Raw genomic sequence first — 15,397 nt, forward strand, 5'->3', positions numbered from 1 at the left:
GGATGGCGCCCACCGTCGTGGTTTCCCTGCTGCTTGGCTTGGGCATGAGCACGGCAGCGGTCGCGCAGAGCCTGCCGGCGCAGGACTGGCCCATGTTCGGCGGCAACGTGCAAAGCACCAGCGCCAACGACCAGCCCACCGGCATCACGGCCGCCAACGTCGCCACCCTGGTGCGCAAGCAGGTCGAGCTGGACGGCACCGTGGACGCCAGCCCGATCTACTTGCATGGCGTCGCCATCCGCGGCGCCCGCCACGATGCGATCTTCGTCACCACCACCTACGGCAAGACGCTGGCGCTCGACGCGCACGGCGGCGCGCTGCTGTGGGAATACACGCCGACCGGTTACCCGCAATGGGCGGGGACGCGGCAGATCACCAATGTCACGCCGGTGGCCGATCCCGATCGGCAATTCATCTACGCCGCGTCGCCCGACGGCACTATCCAGAAGCTGGCCGTCGACGATGGTCACGTCGTCTGGCGCACCGCCATCACCCGGCTGCCGCTGCGCGAGAAGATGGATTCGCCGCTGAAGTTCTTCCATGGCCGCGTGATCGCCGTGACGGCGGGCTATATCGGCGACCGGCCGCCCTACCAGGGCCATGTCGCCATGCTGGACGGCCATTCCGGCAAGCTGCTCGACGTGTGGAACTCGCTGTGCAGCGATCGCACCGGATTGCTGGAGCCGAGTTCGTGCCCGCAAAGCGATTCCGCGATCTGGGGACGCGCGGGCGCGGTGATCGATCCCGCCGACGGCGACATCTTCGTCGCCACCGGCAACGCCGACTGGAACGGCAAGACCGACTGGGGTGACTCGCTGATCGAACTCGATGCCGGCGCCACGCGCATGCTGGGCAATTACGCGCCGGCCAACGCCGATGAACTGAACGACAAGGATCTCGACCTGGGCTCGACTTCGCCCGTGTTGCTGGGCGGCGACCTGGTCGCCCAGGGCGGCAAGGATGGCAAGATCCGCCTGCTCAGTCGCAAGGCCATCGCCGGCCTCACTCCCCATCAAGGTCACGAGTTGCAGATCGTTGCCACGCCCAGCGGCACCGACCTGTTCACGCAGCCGGCGGTGTGGCAGCACGACGGCCAGACCTGGATGTTCGCCGCCGACAATGGCGGCACCGCGGCCTGGCAAGTGGAAAACGGCCAGCTCCGGGACCAATGGAAAAACCACAGCAGCGGCACCAGCCCGTTCGAGGCGGACGGCCTGCTGTTCGTCTACGCGCGCGAGGGCGGGCTGAACGTGTACGACGCGGTTTCGGGCAAGCGGGTCGCCACGTTGCCGTGCGGCCCGGGGCATTGGAACAGCCCCATCGTGCTGCAGGGCGAGATCATCCTCCCCGAGGGCAACGCCAACGAGCATGCCACCCGCGGCGTGCTGGACATCTGGAGCCTGCCCACCCGGGCTCCATGACTTCCGGCCCTTGAGCCTCCCGCAACACCGTGCACAAAGTGCCGCCTTGCCTCGCCCATCCCCAGGGGAAACCGATCATGCGTCTGTCACGCCGCCTTGCCGTGCTTGCCCTCGGAGTTCTCGCCGCGTGGGCGGCCCAGGCGGCCGTGGCGCCTTCGTCCTACCAGGCGCTGCAGTGGCGGCTGATCGGCCCGTTCCGCGGCGGCCGCGTGCTGGCGGTGGCCGGCATCCCGGGCGACGCGCGGCATTTCTATTTCGGCGCGGTGGACGGCGGCGTGTGGGCCACGCAGGATGCGGGGCGCACCTGGCAACCGATCTTCGACGGCGAACCGGTGGGCTCGATCGGCGCGCTGGCGCTGGCGCCCTCGAACCCGCAGGTGATCTACGTGGGCAGCGGCGAGGCCGACATGCGCTCGGACATCGCCCACGGCAACGGCATGTACAAGAGTGCGGACGGCGGCCGGCACTGGGCGCACGTAGGGCTGGCGGACAGCTACCAGATCGGCAGGATCCTGGTCGATCCGCACAACCCGGACGTGGTCTACGTGGCGGCGCTCGGCCATGCCTACGGACCGAACGCCGAGCGCGGCGTGTTCCGCAGCCGCGATGGCGGCAAGAGCTGGGACAAAGTGCTGTCCCGGAACGACGACACGGGCGCGATCGATCTCGCGTTCAAGCCCGGCGATCCGGACACGATCTACGCCGCGCTGTGGCAGACCCGCCGGCCGCCGTGGAGCGTGTACCCGCCCTCGAGCGGGCCGGGCAGCGGCCTGTTCGTGTCGCACGACGGCGGCACACACTGGAGCCAGGTGCAGGGCAACGGGTTTCCCGCGCATCCGGGCCGCATCGGCCTGGCGACTTCGCCGGCGAAACCGGATCGCGTCTACGCGCTGGTCGACGCCGCGGGCGGCGAGGGCGGCCTGTATCGCTCCGACGATGGCGGTGTGCACTGGAACCACGTCACCGGCGACCAGCGGCTGTGGCAGCGCGGCTGGTACTTCGGCGGCATCACGGCCGATCCGAAGGACGCCGACCGCGTTTACGTGATGAACACCATCGTGTTGCGCTCGGACGATGGCGGCAAGCAATTCATCGCGCTGAAGGGCGATCCCACCGGCGATGATTTCCACAGCCTGTGGATCGACCCCACCGACTCCGACCGGCAGATCCTCGGCGTGGACCAGGGCACCCTGGTCACGCAGAACGGCGGCAAGACCTGGAGCAGTTGGTACAACCAGCCCACCGCGCAGATCTACCACGTCAGCACCGACAACCGCTTCCCGTACTGGGTGTACGGCGCGCAGCAGGATTCCGGCGCGGTGGCGTTGCCCAGCCGCGGCGGCGGCGACGGCATCACCATGGAGCAGTTCCACGAGATCACCCCCGGCGGCGAGAGCGGCATGATCGCGCCGGATCCGGACGATCCCGACATCGTCTACGGTGGCACGGTGGACAAGCTCGACACGCGCACCGAGCAAGTGCGCAGCGTCGATCCCACGCTGGCCTATCCGCTGGCGCATTACCGCGGCGCGTGGACGCTGCCGCTGACCTTCTCCAAGCGCGGCACCAGGACGCTGTACTTCGCCAACCAGCGCCTGTTCCGCACCACCGACGGTGGCGACCACTGGGCGCCGATCAGCCCCGATCTCACCCGTGCGGACGCCGGCATTCCGTCCAGTCTCGACGCGCCCACCGCGGCCGACGACGACCACGTGAGCAAGCGCCGCGGCGTGATCTACAGCATCGCGCCGTCGCCGCTGGAGGCGAAGACGCTTTGGGTGGGCACCGACGACGGCCTGGTCTGGCGCAGCACGGACGACGGCGCGCACTGGCAGGACATCACGCCGAAGGTGCTCACGCCGTGGTCCAAGGTAGTCGGCATCGAACCCTCGCACTTCGACCCGAACGTGGCCTACCTCGCGATCGACCGCCATCGCCTCGACGACGACACGCCCTACATCTATCGCACCGCTGATGGCGGCAAGAGCTGGGCGCGCATCGATGGCGGCATCCCGCGCGACAGCTTCGTCAACGTGGTGCGCGAGGATCCGCAGCATCGCGGTCTGCTGTATGCGGGCACCGAGCGCGGCATGTATGTCTCCTTTGACGACGGTGCGCAGTGGCAATCGTTGCAGCAGAACCTTCCGATGACTTCCGTGCGCGACATCGACGTGCACGGCGACGACCTGGTGATCGCCACCCATGGCCGCGGCTTCTGGATCATGGACGACGTCACCGCACTGCGGCAGCTGGCCGACGTGCGTGCCGACGCCGCCACCCTGTTCAAGCCCGCGGTGGCGATCCGTGTGCGCCCGGCCGGCTTCACCGGCACGCCGTTCCCCAAGGACGAGCCGATGGCGGCGAACCCGCCCGACGGCGCGATCCTCGATTACCTGCTGCCGACAGGCGTGCGTGGCCCGGTGACGCTGACCGTGCGTAATGCGCAAGGGCAGTTGGTGCGCAGCTTCAGCAGTGCGGAAAAGTTCGCTAGGCCCGATCCGGCCAAGCTGCCCATCGCGCCGGAATGGGTGCCGGTGCCGATGCAACTGTCCACCGCCCCCGGCATGCACCGCTTCGTGTGGAACCTGCGCTATCCGCGGCCCGGTACCCGCAAGGCAGACCAGCAGAGGAGAGAAGAGGGCGTGTGGGCGCCGCCTGGGCAGTACAGCGTGGAGCTCGACGTCGACGGCCACAGCCTGCGGCAGCCGCTGAGCGTGCAGCCCGATCCGCGCGTGCATCTGCCGCCGTCCGCCTACCAGCGTCAGTTCGCGCTGGCCCGCCAGGTCGAGGATGCCGGTATGCAGGCGATGGAGGCCATCCAGGCCGCCACGGCCTCGCTGAAGTCATTGGAGGCACGGGAGGCGCATGCCGATGCGGCCACCCGCGCCCGCATCGAGACGTTGGTCGGCAAGATTGCCGACGTCTCCGGCGTGGTCGTCCATCCCGATCCGCGCAACTCGATGGGTGCGCCGCCGAAGCGCGTCGACAGCCTGCGCGCGCTGTCGATGAACCTGATGAAGCTGGAGCAGGCGGTGGATGGCGCGGACGCCGATCCCGGCGCGGATGCGCAGGCCTCCTGGGCGCTGCTGTCGAAGACGCTGGATGCCACGCTGGCCGAATGGCGGAGCTTGCAGACGGGCGAGCTGGCGGCGTTGAACGCCAGCCTGCCGAAGACGGGGCAGAAACCCGTCGACGCGCATTGACGAAACGCACCGGCGGGGCTTGCGCCTCGCTGGTGCATCGGGGGACGGAACGCCTGCTACCGGAAGTGCGGACGGCGTTTTCAGGCTTGGCTCAAGCCTGGCGATTGTGCGAGCGCATGGTGCGCTGCTTCTCGATCTGCCAGTCGCGCTGCTTCTCGGTGTCGCGCTTGTCGTGCTCCTGCTTGCCGCGCGCCAGGCCGACCTCCACCTTGACCTTGCCGTTCTTCCAGTACATCGCGGTGGGTACCAGGGTGTAGCCCTTGCGCTCCACCGCGCCGATCAGCGCGTCGATTTCCTTCCTGTGCAGCAGCAGCTTGCGCGTGCGCCGGTCCTCGGCGATCACGTGGGTGGAGGCGCTGATCAGCGGTGGGATCGAGGCGCCGACCAGGAAGATCTCGCCCTTGATCACGATCGCGTAGCCGTCGCCGAAGTTGATCCGCCCCGCGCGCAGCGCCTTCAGCTCCCAGCCCTGCAGCGCCACGCCGGCCTCGTAGCGCTGGTCGATGTGGTACTCGAAGCGCGCGCGCTTGTTCAGCGCGATCGTGCCGGTGCCCTTGGTGGTGTCCTTGTCCTTGCTCTTGGCCATGTCCGCTAAACTTCGGGCGCTGGGCGGCCACGTTGCCTGCGCGCCCAAGTTGAGGGCAGCGCGCGCTTGATTTGAAAGTGCGCCCACGGATGGGCGCTTGTTGATTCTCGCATTCAAGGATGAATGCAAAAACTCCGAAGTGCGCCATGGATGGGCGCCCGTTTGATCTTCGCATTCATGGACGGATGCACAAGCCACCGAGTGCGTCCATGGATGGGCGCTTCTTGATCTTTGCATTCATGGACGAATGCACAAGTACAGGACCGACCGTGATCGAAATACGCCGCAGCGCGCTGGTGCGCCATTCGCCGGAGCAGATGTTCGCTCTGGTTGACGGAGTGGAAGCATACCCAAAGCGCTTTCCCTGGTGCTCGTCGGCCACCGTGATCGAGCGCGCGGACAGCGTGCTGGTGGCGCGGCTCGACCTGCATTTCGCGGGCCTGCGGCACAGCTTCACCACGCGCAACACCGCCGAGCGGCCGCAGCGCATCGATATCCGCCTGGTCGACGGTCCGTTCCGTTCGCTGGACGGCCTGTGGAGCTTCACCGCGCTGGGCGAGGACGGCTGCAAGGTGGCGCTGGCGCTGGATTTCGACTACGCCGGCATCGGCGGCAGCGTGCTCAAGCTGGGTTTCCAGAGCCTGGCCAACCGCATGGTGGACGATTTCTGCCGCGCCGCGGACCAGGTGTATGGCTGAACCGACGATCGAGGTGGACGTGGTGCATGCCGGTGCGCGTCGCCTGTGGCGCCGTAGCGTCTCGCTGCCGGCCGGCAGCACGGCGATGCAGGCGGTCGAAGCCACCGGGTGGCTGGCGGGACTGTCGGCGGAGGTGTCGGAACCGCTGCGGCTGGGCATCCATTCACGCCGGGTCGAGGCGGACCATGTGCTCCGCGATGGCGACCGGGTGGAAATCTACCGGCCGCTCGCGCTGGACCCGATGGCCGCGCGCCGGCGCCGGGCCGGCAAGGGCTGACTTCCGCCGCGATTGGCGATCAACGGCTGGCGATCAGTGGCTGTCGCTGCCGCCGGAATCGCCGCCGGAATCCTTGTCGTCCTTGCCCTTGATGTCCTTGTCGCCCTTCCCCTCGTCGACCGGGTAGTCGACGTGGTACTTCTTGCTCTCCTTGAGCAGGTTCTTGTTGTTTTCCAGGAACGGGCTGCCCTCGACGCGCGCCAGCGTGTCGTTGTCGAAATACAGGCTCATCGTGCCGACCTGCATCGGGCCGCCGCGGTGCGAATAGGTGGAGACGTAGTCCCAGCGGCTCTGGTCGAACGGCGTGGCCACCGACGGCGTGCCCACCAGCAGCAGTACCTGGCGCTTGGTCAGGCCGGGCTTGAGCTGATCCACCGCCTTCTGGTCGATGGTCTTGTCGAGCAGGTTGCCCTGGCGCACGTCCGGCGTGTAGACCAGATGGCAGCCGGAAACGGCAAGCGCCAGCAGGGCGACAACCGGCAGGGTGATCAGCTTTTGCATGCGTGTCGCGTCCAGATCGTGAAGGTGTCGGATGATACACTACCGGTTCGGCATCACCGCGCCGGTGTGAGGTAGCTGCGATGGAACAGGAAACCCAGGAACTGCGCCGGGTCGGCCTCAAGGTGACCCACCCGCGCATGCGCATCCTGCAGATCTTCGACGAGGAGGAGGGCAACCACCTCACTGCCGAGGACGTCTACAAGAAGCTGCTCGCCCACCAGGAAGACATCGGCCTGGCGACGGTGTACCGCGTGCTGACCCAGTTCGAGGCCGCGGGCATCGTCATCAAGCACAACTTCGAGGGCGGTCAGGCCGTCTACGAACTCGACCGTGGCCGCCACCACGACCACATGATCGATGTGGACAGCGGAAAGGTGATCGAGTTCGTCAGCGAGGAGATCGAGCGCCTGCAGCACGAGATCGCGGCGCGCCACGGCTACGTGATCGAGGACCACAGCCTGGTGCTGTACGTGCGCCCCAAGCATCGCCCACGCAAGAGCTGAACCCGGAGGCCGGGTCTCATAGGTCGGGTTGCGGGCACAAAAAATCGCCTGGAGCGATTTTTGACATCGCGTCGGCGCTGGCTGGAAGAGCGGTATCGGGAATGCCGGGTACAAAAAAATCGCGAGGAAGGACTCCTGTCCACCTCGCGATTGCCTCGGTACCTGACTGGACATCCGGCGAGGGCGAATTGCTCGCTCGGGCCGTGCGTGTCCAAGGTAACGACCAGATGGCGTCCTGCCATCTCTCCGGAGCCACCGTCCCCACGAGGACTCCGGTACGCCATCTCACGATGGCGGCTCCCCCACATCGATGAACTGATCGTAACGAAGCCTTTACGGTCTGTGTATCGGAAAATTTCCTAGATGCTCCGATTTGTGACCGGCGATTCGATGCTGCTGCGCAGCAATACGCGCAGGTGCACGCCGCGCAGCACCGGGCGCAGCCGGAACAGTCCACCCAGCGAGGTGACCCGGTCGCGCATGCCTTGCAGGCCGCGACCGCCGCGGGGCAGGCGCTCGGGCAGGCCGATGCCGTTGTCGCGCAGGTCGAGCAGGGCCAGGGCCGTGCCGTGGCGCTCGCCGATGCGCAGGCGCACACGGAATTCGCTGGCCCGGGCATGCTTGACGGCATTGGTGGCGCTTTCCTGCGCCAACCGGTAGATCGTGGTACGGGTGTCGTCGTCGAGCAGGCGCGGGTCGCCGCGCAGTTCAGTGTGGTAGCTGATGCCCGCGGCGTTCAGCAGGTCGCGGATCGGGCCCTCGTCCAGTGCGCGCAGCAGGCCGAACTCGTCCAGCACGGCGGGGCGCAGGTCGTCCAGCAGGCGATGCAGGGCGCGTCGCATGTGGGCGAGGATGCCGTTGATCGAAGTGCCGATGTCCTCCAGCCCGGCCTGCTGCAGGCGCGCCTGCGCCAGCTTCACGTGGGTCTGGATCGCGGTGATGTTCTGGCCCAGCTCGTCGTGCAGCTCGGCGGCGAGGTGCCGGCGCTGGTTCTCGTCGGCCTGCAGGTTGCCGCGGGCGGCAGCGCGCAGCTGTCGCGCCAACTGGTCCAGCCGGCGGTTGACCGCGGCCAGGTGGGTGTTCTGCTCGGCCACCCGCAGCTTGCTGCGGCGCAGGGCGTCGGTGGCCGAGCCCAGCATCAGCGTGCCGGTGCCGGCCACGGCCAGGAACAGGTAGCCGGCCGCCGAGGGCACGTGGCCGAGCCGCTGGTCCAGCACGGTCATGCCGAAGCTGGAGACGATCATCGCCAGGCTCGCGCCACGCCAGCCATGGCGGAAGGCGAAGAACAGCACCGGTGCCAGCGACAGCGCGCGGGCGAATTGCGGTTCGGAGGTGGCCTGCTCGGACAGCAGCAGCAGGATGGCCATCGCCGGCAGCATCACCTGCAGGCCGTCCAGCAGCAGGCCTGCCGTCGCGCGGCGGTCGGGCGGGGTGCGCAACAGCAGGACCATCACCGGCACCACCAGCAGCACGCCCAGGTAGCCACCCAGCAGCTCGTTGCCGAGCACGTGGATCAATGCGTCCTCGGCCGCGGCGGTGTGGATCACGGTGAGCAGACCCACGTCCACGGCGGTGGTGGAGAGCACCACCAGGATCGCGGCCAGCAGCAGGCGGGCCGTCTCCTGCGGGTTGTGCAGGCTCGCGCCTGCATGCGGGTTGAGCCGGCGCAGCAGCCACAGGCCTGCCGCGGTCACCAGCGGCTCGGGCAGTTCGCCGAGGAAGTAGCCGCCCCAGCCCATCGGCAGGCCTTCATGGAAGCTCATGCCGGCGGAGGCGACCAGTTCCGCTCCGATCAGCCAGCCCCAACTGCGCATGGGCAACAGCAGCAGCGCGCCGAAACGCAGGCCGTAGGGCAACATCCAGTACGGCTGCGCGGTGGGCCACAGCAGCAGCCACAGCAACAGGTAGAGCACGCCAAGCAACGGGCCGGAGTGCAGCGGACGGAACGGTTTCGGGCGCATCCGCGGATGGTACATGGGCATCCGGCAGCGCTGGCGCGGACCAGCCCTGCTCCGTATACAGTAGGCCCATGTACAGCATTGTCCTGGTCGACGACCACGCCATCGTGCGCGAAGGCTTCAAGCGGCTGATCGGGCTGGAACCCGATTTCAGGGTGGTGGCCGAGTGCCGCAGCGCCGACGATGCGGTGGAGGCGGTGGCCCAGCAGCGGCCCGACCTGGTGGCGCTGGACTTGTCGCTGCCCGACGGCAGCGGCCTGCCGCTGATCGAACACCTGCGCAGCGTGGCGCCGGACACGCACATCGTGGTGTTGAGCATGCACGACGGCGAACCCTACGTGTCCGAGGCGCTGCGTCGCGGCGCCAGCGGCTACGTGACCAAGGGCGTGGCGCCGGAGGAACTGGTGGCGGGCCTGCGCGCGGTAATGCAGGGCGAGCAGTTCCTGAGTTCCGACCTGCGCCAGCGCCGCGCCGAGCAACCGGAGTCCGCGCTCGATCCGCTGCATCGGCTGACCGCGCGTGAGCATGAGGTCTTCCTGCTGCTGGCCTGCGGCCGCACGCCGAAGCAGGTGGCGGCCGAACTCGGCATCGGCCAGAAGACCGTCTACATCCACCGTGCCAGCGTGATGGGCAAGCTCAACGCCGGTTCGGAACTGGAGCTGTACCGCATGGCCAGCGAGCGGGGATTGCTGCCGGCCAGCAGTTAGGCCTGAGCCCGTTCCAGCATCTGTTTCGCGTGGGCGCGGGTCTCGCGGGTGATCTCCACGCCGCCCAGCATGCGCGCCAACTCGTCGCGCCGACCCTCGGCATTCAATGCTTGGATTTGCGTGCGGGTGTGGCCGTCGTCACTGTGCTTGCTCACATGAAGATGCGCGTGGCCCTGCGCAGCCACCTGCGGCAGGTGGGTGACGCACAGCACCTGGCGCTGGCCGCCCAGCGCGCGCAGCTTCTGGCCCACCACCTCGGCCACCGCGCCGCCGATGCCGCTGTCCACTTCGTCGAACACCATGGTGCCCACGCTGTCCTTGCCCAGGGTGGCGACCTCGATGGCGAGGCTGATGCGCGCCAGTTCGCCGCCGGAGGCCACCTTGCGCAGTGCGCGCGGCGGCTGGCCGGGGTTGGCGCTGACCAGCAGCTCGCAGCGTTCGCGGCCTTGCGGATCGGGTTCGTCGCCTGCGGCTGCTTCCAGCTCCACCTGCAGCACGCCGCCGGCCATGCCCAGCTCGGCCATCAGCGCGCTGACTTCCTTGCCGAGCTTGTCCGCGGCCTTGCGGCGCGACTTGCCCAGCATGGCGGCGGCCTTGTCGTAGTCGGTCCGTGCGCGCTCGCGCTGGGTGGCGAGCTTCTCCAGCGCTTCACCGGCGCCTTCCAGTTCGGCCAGTTCGTCACGCAGCGCGGTGAGCTTGTCGTGCAGCTCGGCGACCGGCAGGCGGTGGCGGCGACCGAGTTCGTGCAGGCGGGCCAGATGGGTGTCGACCTCGGCGAAACGCGCGGGGTCGAGGTCGACGTCCTGCGCGTAGCGGCCCAGCGTGTCGGCGGCTTCGCCGAGCTGGATCGCGGCGTTGTCCAGCAGTTCCAGCGCGGGATTCAGCGTTTCGTCCAGCGCGGCCAGCTTGCCCAGTTCGGCATGGGCACGCCCCAGCGCGCGGCGCAGCGCGAATTCGCTGTCGCCGTCGAGCAGTTCGGCCACGCCGGCGGCGCCCTCAGCGAGCCGGCCGGCGTTGGCGAGCCGCTTGTGGCTGGCTTCCAGTTCGGCCAGTTCGGCCGGCGGCAGCGCCCATTGTTCGAGTTCTTCCAGTTCGTGGCGCAACAGTTCCAGTCGCTGCTCGCGATCCTCGCCGCCGCTGAGGCGGCGGATGCGCGCGCCGAGTTCGCGCCATTGCACGGCCAGTTCGCGGACTTGTGCCGCCAGCGCTTCGTGGCTGGCGTAGGCGTCGAGCAGGGCGAGCTGGTGGGTGCGGGAGAGCAGGGCCTGGTGCTCGTGCTGGCCGTGGATTTCCACCAGCAGGGTGGCCAGTTCGGCGAGCTGGCCGGCGCTGGCGGGGCGGCCGTTGATCCAGGCGCGTGAGCTGCCCTCGGCGCGGATCACCCGGCGCAACTGGCAGGCTTCGCCATCGTCCAGTTCTTCCTGCGCCAGCCAGGCGCGGGCCTCGGGCAGGGCGGCGAGGTCGAACTCGGCGGACAGCTCCGCGCGGTCGCTGCCGGCGCGCACCATGCCGCTGTCGGCGCGCTCGCCGGTGAGCAACAGCAGGGCGTCCACCAGCAGCGACTTGCCGGCGCCGGTCTCGCCGCTGACCACGGTGAGGCCGGCGCCAAGATCGACTTCGGCTTGTTCGACGACGGCGAATTGGCGGACGTGGAGCGAAGTGAGCATGGCGGGCTGGCGGCAGTCCGTGGGTAGGCGGGTGATTGTAGCGGCAGGCCTGCCGCTACAATGAGGAGTCGGCTTGCATCGACGGCCGTTCGACCTTATCTCTCAAGCGTCTCATCCACTGCTACAGCCATGTCCCTTCGCCATGACCACGAACTCGACGCGCGCACGCGGCGTCTGCTGCGCAGCCTGATCGCGCAGTACCTGATCGATGGCGAACCGGTGGGCTCGCGCACGCTGTCGCGCTCCTCGGGGCTGGACGTGAGCCCGGCCACGATCCGCAACATCATGGCCGACCTGGAGGAGGCCGGCCTGGTGGCTTCGCCGCACACCTCGGCGGGGCGCATCCCCACGCCGCGCGGCCTGCGCCTGTTCGTGGACAGCCTGATCGAACTGCAGCCGCTGCCGCACGAGGAACTGGCCCGCCTGCAGCGCGAGCTGCCGCCGGGACAGGCCACCACGCGCGACCTGCTGGGCAACGCCTCAACCCTGCTGTCGGCGATGACGCACTTCGCGGGCGTGGTCACGGTGCCGCGGCAGGTGGACTTCCCCTTGCGCCACATCGACTTCGTGCCGCTGCCCGATGCGCAGGTGCTGGTGATCCTGGTGTTCTCCGACAACCAGGTGCAGAACCGCGTGGTGCGGCTGGCCAAGCCGCTGGACGGCCGCGAGCTGGAGCAGGCGGCGAATTACATCAACACGCATTTCGTGGGGCTGCGCGTGGATGACATCCGTGCGCACCTGCTCGCCGAGCTGCGCGCGGCGGGCAGCGAGCTGAACCGGCTGGTGGCCAGCGCCACCGAACTGGCCACGGCCTCGTTCGCGCCGCAGGCCGGCGGCGAGGACGTGCTGGTCAGCGGCCAGACCAACCTGATGGGTTATGCCGAGCTGGCCGACCTGCAGCGCCTGCGCGAACTGTTCGAGGCGTTCCAGCAGAAGAACGAACTGCTGCAGCTGATGGAGGTGTGCGCACGCGCACCCGGCGTGCGGCTGTTCATCGGCGAGGAATCGGGCTTCGCGGCACTGGACGGCTGCAGCGTGGTCACCGCCAGCTACGGTGCACAGGGGCGCGTGCTGGGCGCGGTGGGCGTGATCGGCCCCACGCGCATGGCCTACGAGCGGGTGATCCCGGTGGTGCAGGCCACCGCCGGCCTGCTCAGCGATGCCTTGAATCGCGCCGCGACGGCCTCATAACCGCCGCGGGGGGCGGGGATCGCCCGCAATTATTGAATCGGTCGGCCACGGCGCCGGCCATGGACGAGGCTTGGAGTCATTCATGCAGAACAACGATCCGCACGCGCCGCAGCAGGCACCTGACGTCGACGCCGCCGACGCGGCGGCCAACGCCGACCTGGAGGCGCTCAAGACCCGCGTGGCCGAGCTGGAGGTCAGCAACACCGAACTGCGCGAGACCGTGCTGCGCGAGAAGGCCGAGATCGAGAACCAGCGCCGCCGCTTGCACCGCGACCTGGAGCAGGCCCGTCGCTTCGCCAACGAGAAGCTGCTGAACGAATTGCTGCCGGTGTTCGACGGCCTGGAAAGCGGCTTGGCGGTGGAAACCGCCGACGTGGCGGCGATGCGCGAAGGCCTTGGCCTCACGCTGAAGTCGCTGCTCAAGGTGGGCGAGAACCACGGCCTGGCACAGGTCGATCCGCTGGGCCAGCCGCTGGATCCGGAGCGCCACCACGCGGTGAGCATGGTGGAGGCGCCCGGCGCGGCGGCCGGCACCGTGGTCAGCGTGCTGCAGAAGGGCTACGTGCTGAACGACCGCCTGTTGCGCCCCGCACTGGTCGCCGTGGCGCGCGACTGAACCGCGTCGTTCGGGAATTCGGCGCGCCACCGGCATTGATACGCCGGGTGCGAGCCCCATCTGACAAGTCATTGTGCGGCCGTGGCGCCGCTTGAAGATTCGGGAGCTAGACACATGGGCAAGATCATCGGCATCGACCTGGGCACCACCAACTCCTGCGTGTCCGTGATGGACGGCAGCACCGCCAAGGTCATCGAAAACTCGGAAGGCGACCGCACCACGCCCTCCATCGTGGCCTTCAGCAAGGACGGCGAGGTGCTGGTGGGCGCGCCGGCCAAGCGCCAGGGCGTGACCAACCCCAAGAACACGTTCTACGCGGTGAAGCGCCTGATCGGCCGCAAGTTCACCGATGCCGAGGTGCAGAAGGACCTCCACATCGTGCCCTACGGCATCGTCGCGAACGACAACGGCGACGCCTGGGTGCAGACCGCCGACGGCAAGAAGATGGCGCCGCCGGAGATCTCCGCGAAGGTGCTGATGAAGATGAAGAAGACCGCCGAGGACTATCTCGGCGAGCCGGTCACCGAGGCCGTCATCACGGTGCCCGCCTACTTCAACGACAGCCAGCGCCAGGCGACCAAGGACGCCGGCCGCATCGCCGGCCTGGAAGTGAAGCGCATCATCAACGAGCCCACCGCGGCCGCGTTGGCCTACGGCCTGGACAAGAAGGGCGGCGACCGCAAGATCGCGGTGTACGACCTGGGCGGCGGCACCTTCGACGTGTCGATCATCGAGATCGCCGAAGTCGACGGCGAGAAGCAGTTCGAGGTGCTGGCCACCAACGGCGACACCTTCCTCGGTGGCGAGGACTTCGACATGCGCGTCATCGACTACCTGGTCGAGGAGTTCCAGAAGGACCAGGGCATCGACCTGCGCAAGGATCCGCTCGCCCTGCAGCGCCTGAAGGACGCCGCCGAGCGCGCCAAGATCGAGCTGTCGTCCGCGCACCAGACCGAAGTGAACCTGCCGTACGTGACGGCCGACGCCAGTGGTCCCAAGCACCTGAACATCAAGCTCACCCGCGCCAAGCTGGAAGCGCTGGTGGAAGACCTGGTCAAGCGCACCATCGAACCCTGCCGCACCGCGCTCAACGACGCCGGCTTGCGCGTGTCCGACATCGACGAGGTGATCCTGGTCGGTGGCCAGACCCGCATGCCCAAGGTGCAGGAATCGGTGAAGGACTTCTTCGGCAAGGAGCCGCGCAAGGACGTCAATCCGGACGAGGCCGTGGCCGTGGGCGCGGCGATCCAGGGCGGCGTGCTGGGCGGCACCGTCAAGGACGTGTTGCTGCTCGACGTGACTCCGCTGTCGCTGGGCATCGAGACCATGGGCGGCGTGATGACCAAGCTGATCGAGAAGAACACCACGGTGCCGACCAAGGCCGCGCAGACCTTCTCCACCGCCGACGACAACCAGACCGCGGTGACCGTGCACGTGCTGCAGGGCGAGCGCGAGCGCGCCAGCGCGAACAAGTCGCTGGGCAAGTTCGACCTGTCCGGCATCGATGCCGCGCCGCGCGGCATACCGCAGATCGAGGTGACCTTCGACATCGATGCGAACGGCATCCTGCACGTGTCGGCCAAGGACAAGAAGACCGGCAAGGAGCAGAAGATCGAGATCAAGGCCGGCTCGGGCCTGTCCGAGGACGAGATCAACCGGATGGTCGCCGACGCCGAGGCGAACAAGGAAGAGGACAAGAAGTTCCACGAGCTGGTCGCCACGCGCAACAAGGCCGATCAGCTGGTGCACGCCACCCGCAGCGCGCTGAAGGAGCACGGTGACAAGGTGGGTGCGCAGATCGGCGGCATCGAGGAAGCGCTGTCGGATCTGGAGAAGGTCAAGGACGGCGACGACAAGGGCGCCATCGAGGCGAAGATCACCAAGCTGGAGCAGGTGGCCCAGGCGCTGTACGCCGCGGCCCAGGGCCAGGGCGCCCCGGCCGATGCCGGCGCGCAGGCCGGCCCGCACGGCTCCGCACAGCCGGACGACGTGGTGGATGCCGAGTTCACCGAAGTGAAGGACGACAAGAAGTAAGGCTGTCTTGACCCGGAACGGGCGCCGCGCAAGCG

Annotated in this window: 13 protein-coding genes; 9 read left to right on the forward strand and 4 right to left on the reverse strand. The window is 68.3% G+C overall.

The genetic code is table 11. From position 1 onward, the window contains the following. The first annotated feature begins 2 nt into the window (after positions 1–2). Both AB7878_RS17040 and AB7878_RS17045 read left to right on the forward strand, forming a co-directional pair. Positions 3–1,421 (forward strand): outer membrane protein assembly factor BamB family protein, encoded by a 1,419-nt coding sequence (locus tag AB7878_RS17040; RefSeq protein WP_369495495.1) that lies wholly within the window; start codon positions 3–5, stop codon positions 1,419–1,421. Between the two features lie 77 nt (positions 1,422–1,498). Beyond that, positions 1,499–4,624, forward strand: a complete 3,126-nt coding sequence (locus AB7878_RS17045; RefSeq protein ID WP_369495496.1) for a WD40/YVTN/BNR-like repeat-containing protein — start codon at positions 1,499–1,501, stop codon at positions 4,622–4,624. 91 nt (positions 4,625–4,715) lie between these two features. Here the strand turns inward: AB7878_RS17045 and smpB are convergent, their stop codons facing one another. Continuing rightward, a complete protein-coding gene (gene smpB / locus AB7878_RS17050) occupies positions 4,716–5,210 on the reverse strand; it encodes an SsrA-binding protein SmpB (RefSeq protein WP_369495497.1) in 495 nt (164 codons plus the stop codon). Positions 5,211–5,479: 269 nt separating this feature from the next. Between smpB and AB7878_RS17055 the strand changes: the two genes are divergently transcribed. Beyond that, positions 5,480–5,908, forward strand: coding sequence for a type II toxin-antitoxin system RatA family toxin (locus AB7878_RS17055; protein WP_369495498.1), 429 nt, complete (start codon positions 5,480–5,482; stop codon positions 5,906–5,908). Further along, on the forward strand, positions 5,901–6,185 hold the full coding sequence (locus AB7878_RS17060; RefSeq protein ID WP_369495499.1) for an RnfH family protein: 285 nt from the start codon (positions 5,901–5,903) through the stop codon (positions 6,183–6,185). Before AB7878_RS17055 ends, AB7878_RS17060 begins: the two co-directional genes overlap by 8 nt. A 33-nt stretch (positions 6,186–6,218) precedes the next feature. Here the strand turns inward: AB7878_RS17060 and AB7878_RS17065 are convergent, their stop codons facing one another. Next, the gene (locus AB7878_RS17065) at positions 6,219–6,686 is read right to left on the reverse strand and encodes an outer membrane protein assembly factor BamE (RefSeq protein ID WP_369495500.1); all 468 of its coding nucleotides are present in this window, start codon (positions 6,684–6,686) and stop codon (positions 6,219–6,221) included. 80 nt (positions 6,687–6,766) lie between these two features. On the opposite strand from AB7878_RS17065, the gene fur reads away from it, so the two are divergent. Further along, positions 6,767–7,189 carry a ferric iron uptake transcriptional regulator gene (gene fur, locus AB7878_RS17070; protein ID WP_369495501.1) on the forward strand — a complete coding sequence of 141 codons (423 nt, stop codon included), beginning with the start codon at positions 6,767–6,769 and terminating at the stop codon, positions 7,187–7,189. 359 nt (positions 7,190–7,548) lie between these two features. Here the strand turns inward: fur and AB7878_RS17075 are convergent, their stop codons facing one another. Next, a complete protein-coding gene (locus tag AB7878_RS17075) occupies positions 7,549–9,150 on the reverse strand; it encodes an MASE1 domain-containing sensor histidine kinase (protein WP_369495793.1) in 1,602 nt (533 codons plus the stop codon). A gap of 68 nt (positions 9,151–9,218) precedes the next feature. On the opposite strand from AB7878_RS17075, the gene AB7878_RS17080 reads away from it, so the two are divergent. Continuing rightward, positions 9,219–9,854, forward strand: coding sequence for a response regulator transcription factor (locus AB7878_RS17080; protein WP_077485410.1), 636 nt, complete (start codon positions 9,219–9,221; stop codon positions 9,852–9,854). Here the strand turns inward: AB7878_RS17080 and recN are convergent. Further along, the gene (recN, locus tag AB7878_RS17085) at positions 9,851–11,521 is read right to left on the reverse strand and encodes a DNA repair protein RecN (RefSeq protein WP_369495502.1); all 1,671 of its coding nucleotides are present in this window, start codon (positions 11,519–11,521) and stop codon (positions 9,851–9,853) included. The genes AB7878_RS17080 and recN overlap by 4 nt on opposite strands. A gap of 129 nt (positions 11,522–11,650) precedes the next feature. Between recN and hrcA the strand changes: the two genes are divergently transcribed. From hrcA to dnaK, 3 genes are all read left to right on the forward strand, one after another. Next, the gene (gene hrcA, locus AB7878_RS17090) at positions 11,651–12,712 is read left to right on the forward strand and encodes a heat-inducible transcriptional repressor HrcA (protein WP_369495503.1); all 1,062 of its coding nucleotides are present in this window, start codon (positions 11,651–11,653) and stop codon (positions 12,710–12,712) included. A gap of 82 nt (positions 12,713–12,794) precedes the next feature. Further along, complete coding sequence (gene grpE, locus AB7878_RS17095; RefSeq protein WP_369495504.1) at positions 12,795–13,328, forward strand: nucleotide exchange factor GrpE; 534 nt, start codon at positions 12,795–12,797, stop codon at positions 13,326–13,328. Positions 13,329–13,442: 114 nt separating this feature from the next. Continuing rightward, a complete protein-coding gene (gene dnaK / locus AB7878_RS17100; RefSeq protein WP_369495505.1) occupies positions 13,443–15,362 on the forward strand; it encodes a molecular chaperone DnaK in 1,920 nt (639 codons plus the stop codon). The last annotated feature ends 35 nt before the right edge of the window (positions 15,363–15,397 follow it).

The sequence above is a fragment of the Rhodanobacter humi genome, from assembly GCF_041107455.1.
Taxonomy (GTDB): Bacteria; Pseudomonadota; Gammaproteobacteria; order Xanthomonadales; family Rhodanobacteraceae; genus Rhodanobacter_A.

Excerpts from the sequence above, each read along its gene's own strand:
- AB7878_RS17040 (WP_369495495.1), top strand. The coding sequence starts at position 3 with ATGGCGCCCACCGTCGTGGTTTCCCTGCTGCTTGGCTTGGGCATGAGC.
- AB7878_RS17045 (WP_369495496.1), top strand. The coding sequence starts at position 1,499 with ATGCGTCTGTCACGCCGCCTTGCCGTGCTTGCCCTCGGAGTTCTCGCC.
- smpB (WP_369495497.1), bottom strand. The coding sequence starts at position 5,210 with ATGGCCAAGAGCAAGGACAAGGACACCACCAAGGGCACCGGCACGATC.
- AB7878_RS17060 (WP_369495499.1), top strand. The coding sequence starts at position 5,901 with ATGGCTGAACCGACGATCGAGGTGGACGTGGTGCATGCCGGTGCGCGT.
- AB7878_RS17065 (WP_369495500.1), bottom strand. The coding sequence starts at position 6,686 with ATGCAAAAGCTGATCACCCTGCCGGTTGTCGCCCTGCTGGCGCTTGCC.
- fur (WP_369495501.1), top strand. The coding sequence starts at position 6,767 with ATGGAACAGGAAACCCAGGAACTGCGCCGGGTCGGCCTCAAGGTGACC.
- AB7878_RS17075 (WP_369495793.1), bottom strand. The coding sequence starts at position 9,150 with ATGCGCCCGAAACCGTTCCGTCCGCTGCACTCCGGCCCGTTGCTTGGC.
- AB7878_RS17080 (WP_077485410.1), top strand. The coding sequence starts at position 9,219 with ATGTACAGCATTGTCCTGGTCGACGACCACGCCATCGTGCGCGAAGGC.
- recN (WP_369495502.1), bottom strand. The coding sequence starts at position 11,521 with ATGCTCACTTCGCTCCACGTCCGCCAATTCGCCGTCGTCGAACAAGCC.
- hrcA (WP_369495503.1), top strand. The coding sequence starts at position 11,651 with ATGTCCCTTCGCCATGACCACGAACTCGACGCGCGCACGCGGCGTCTG.
- grpE (WP_369495504.1), top strand. The coding sequence starts at position 12,795 with ATGCAGAACAACGATCCGCACGCGCCGCAGCAGGCACCTGACGTCGAC.
- dnaK (WP_369495505.1), top strand. The coding sequence starts at position 13,443 with ATGGGCAAGATCATCGGCATCGACCTGGGCACCACCAACTCCTGCGTG.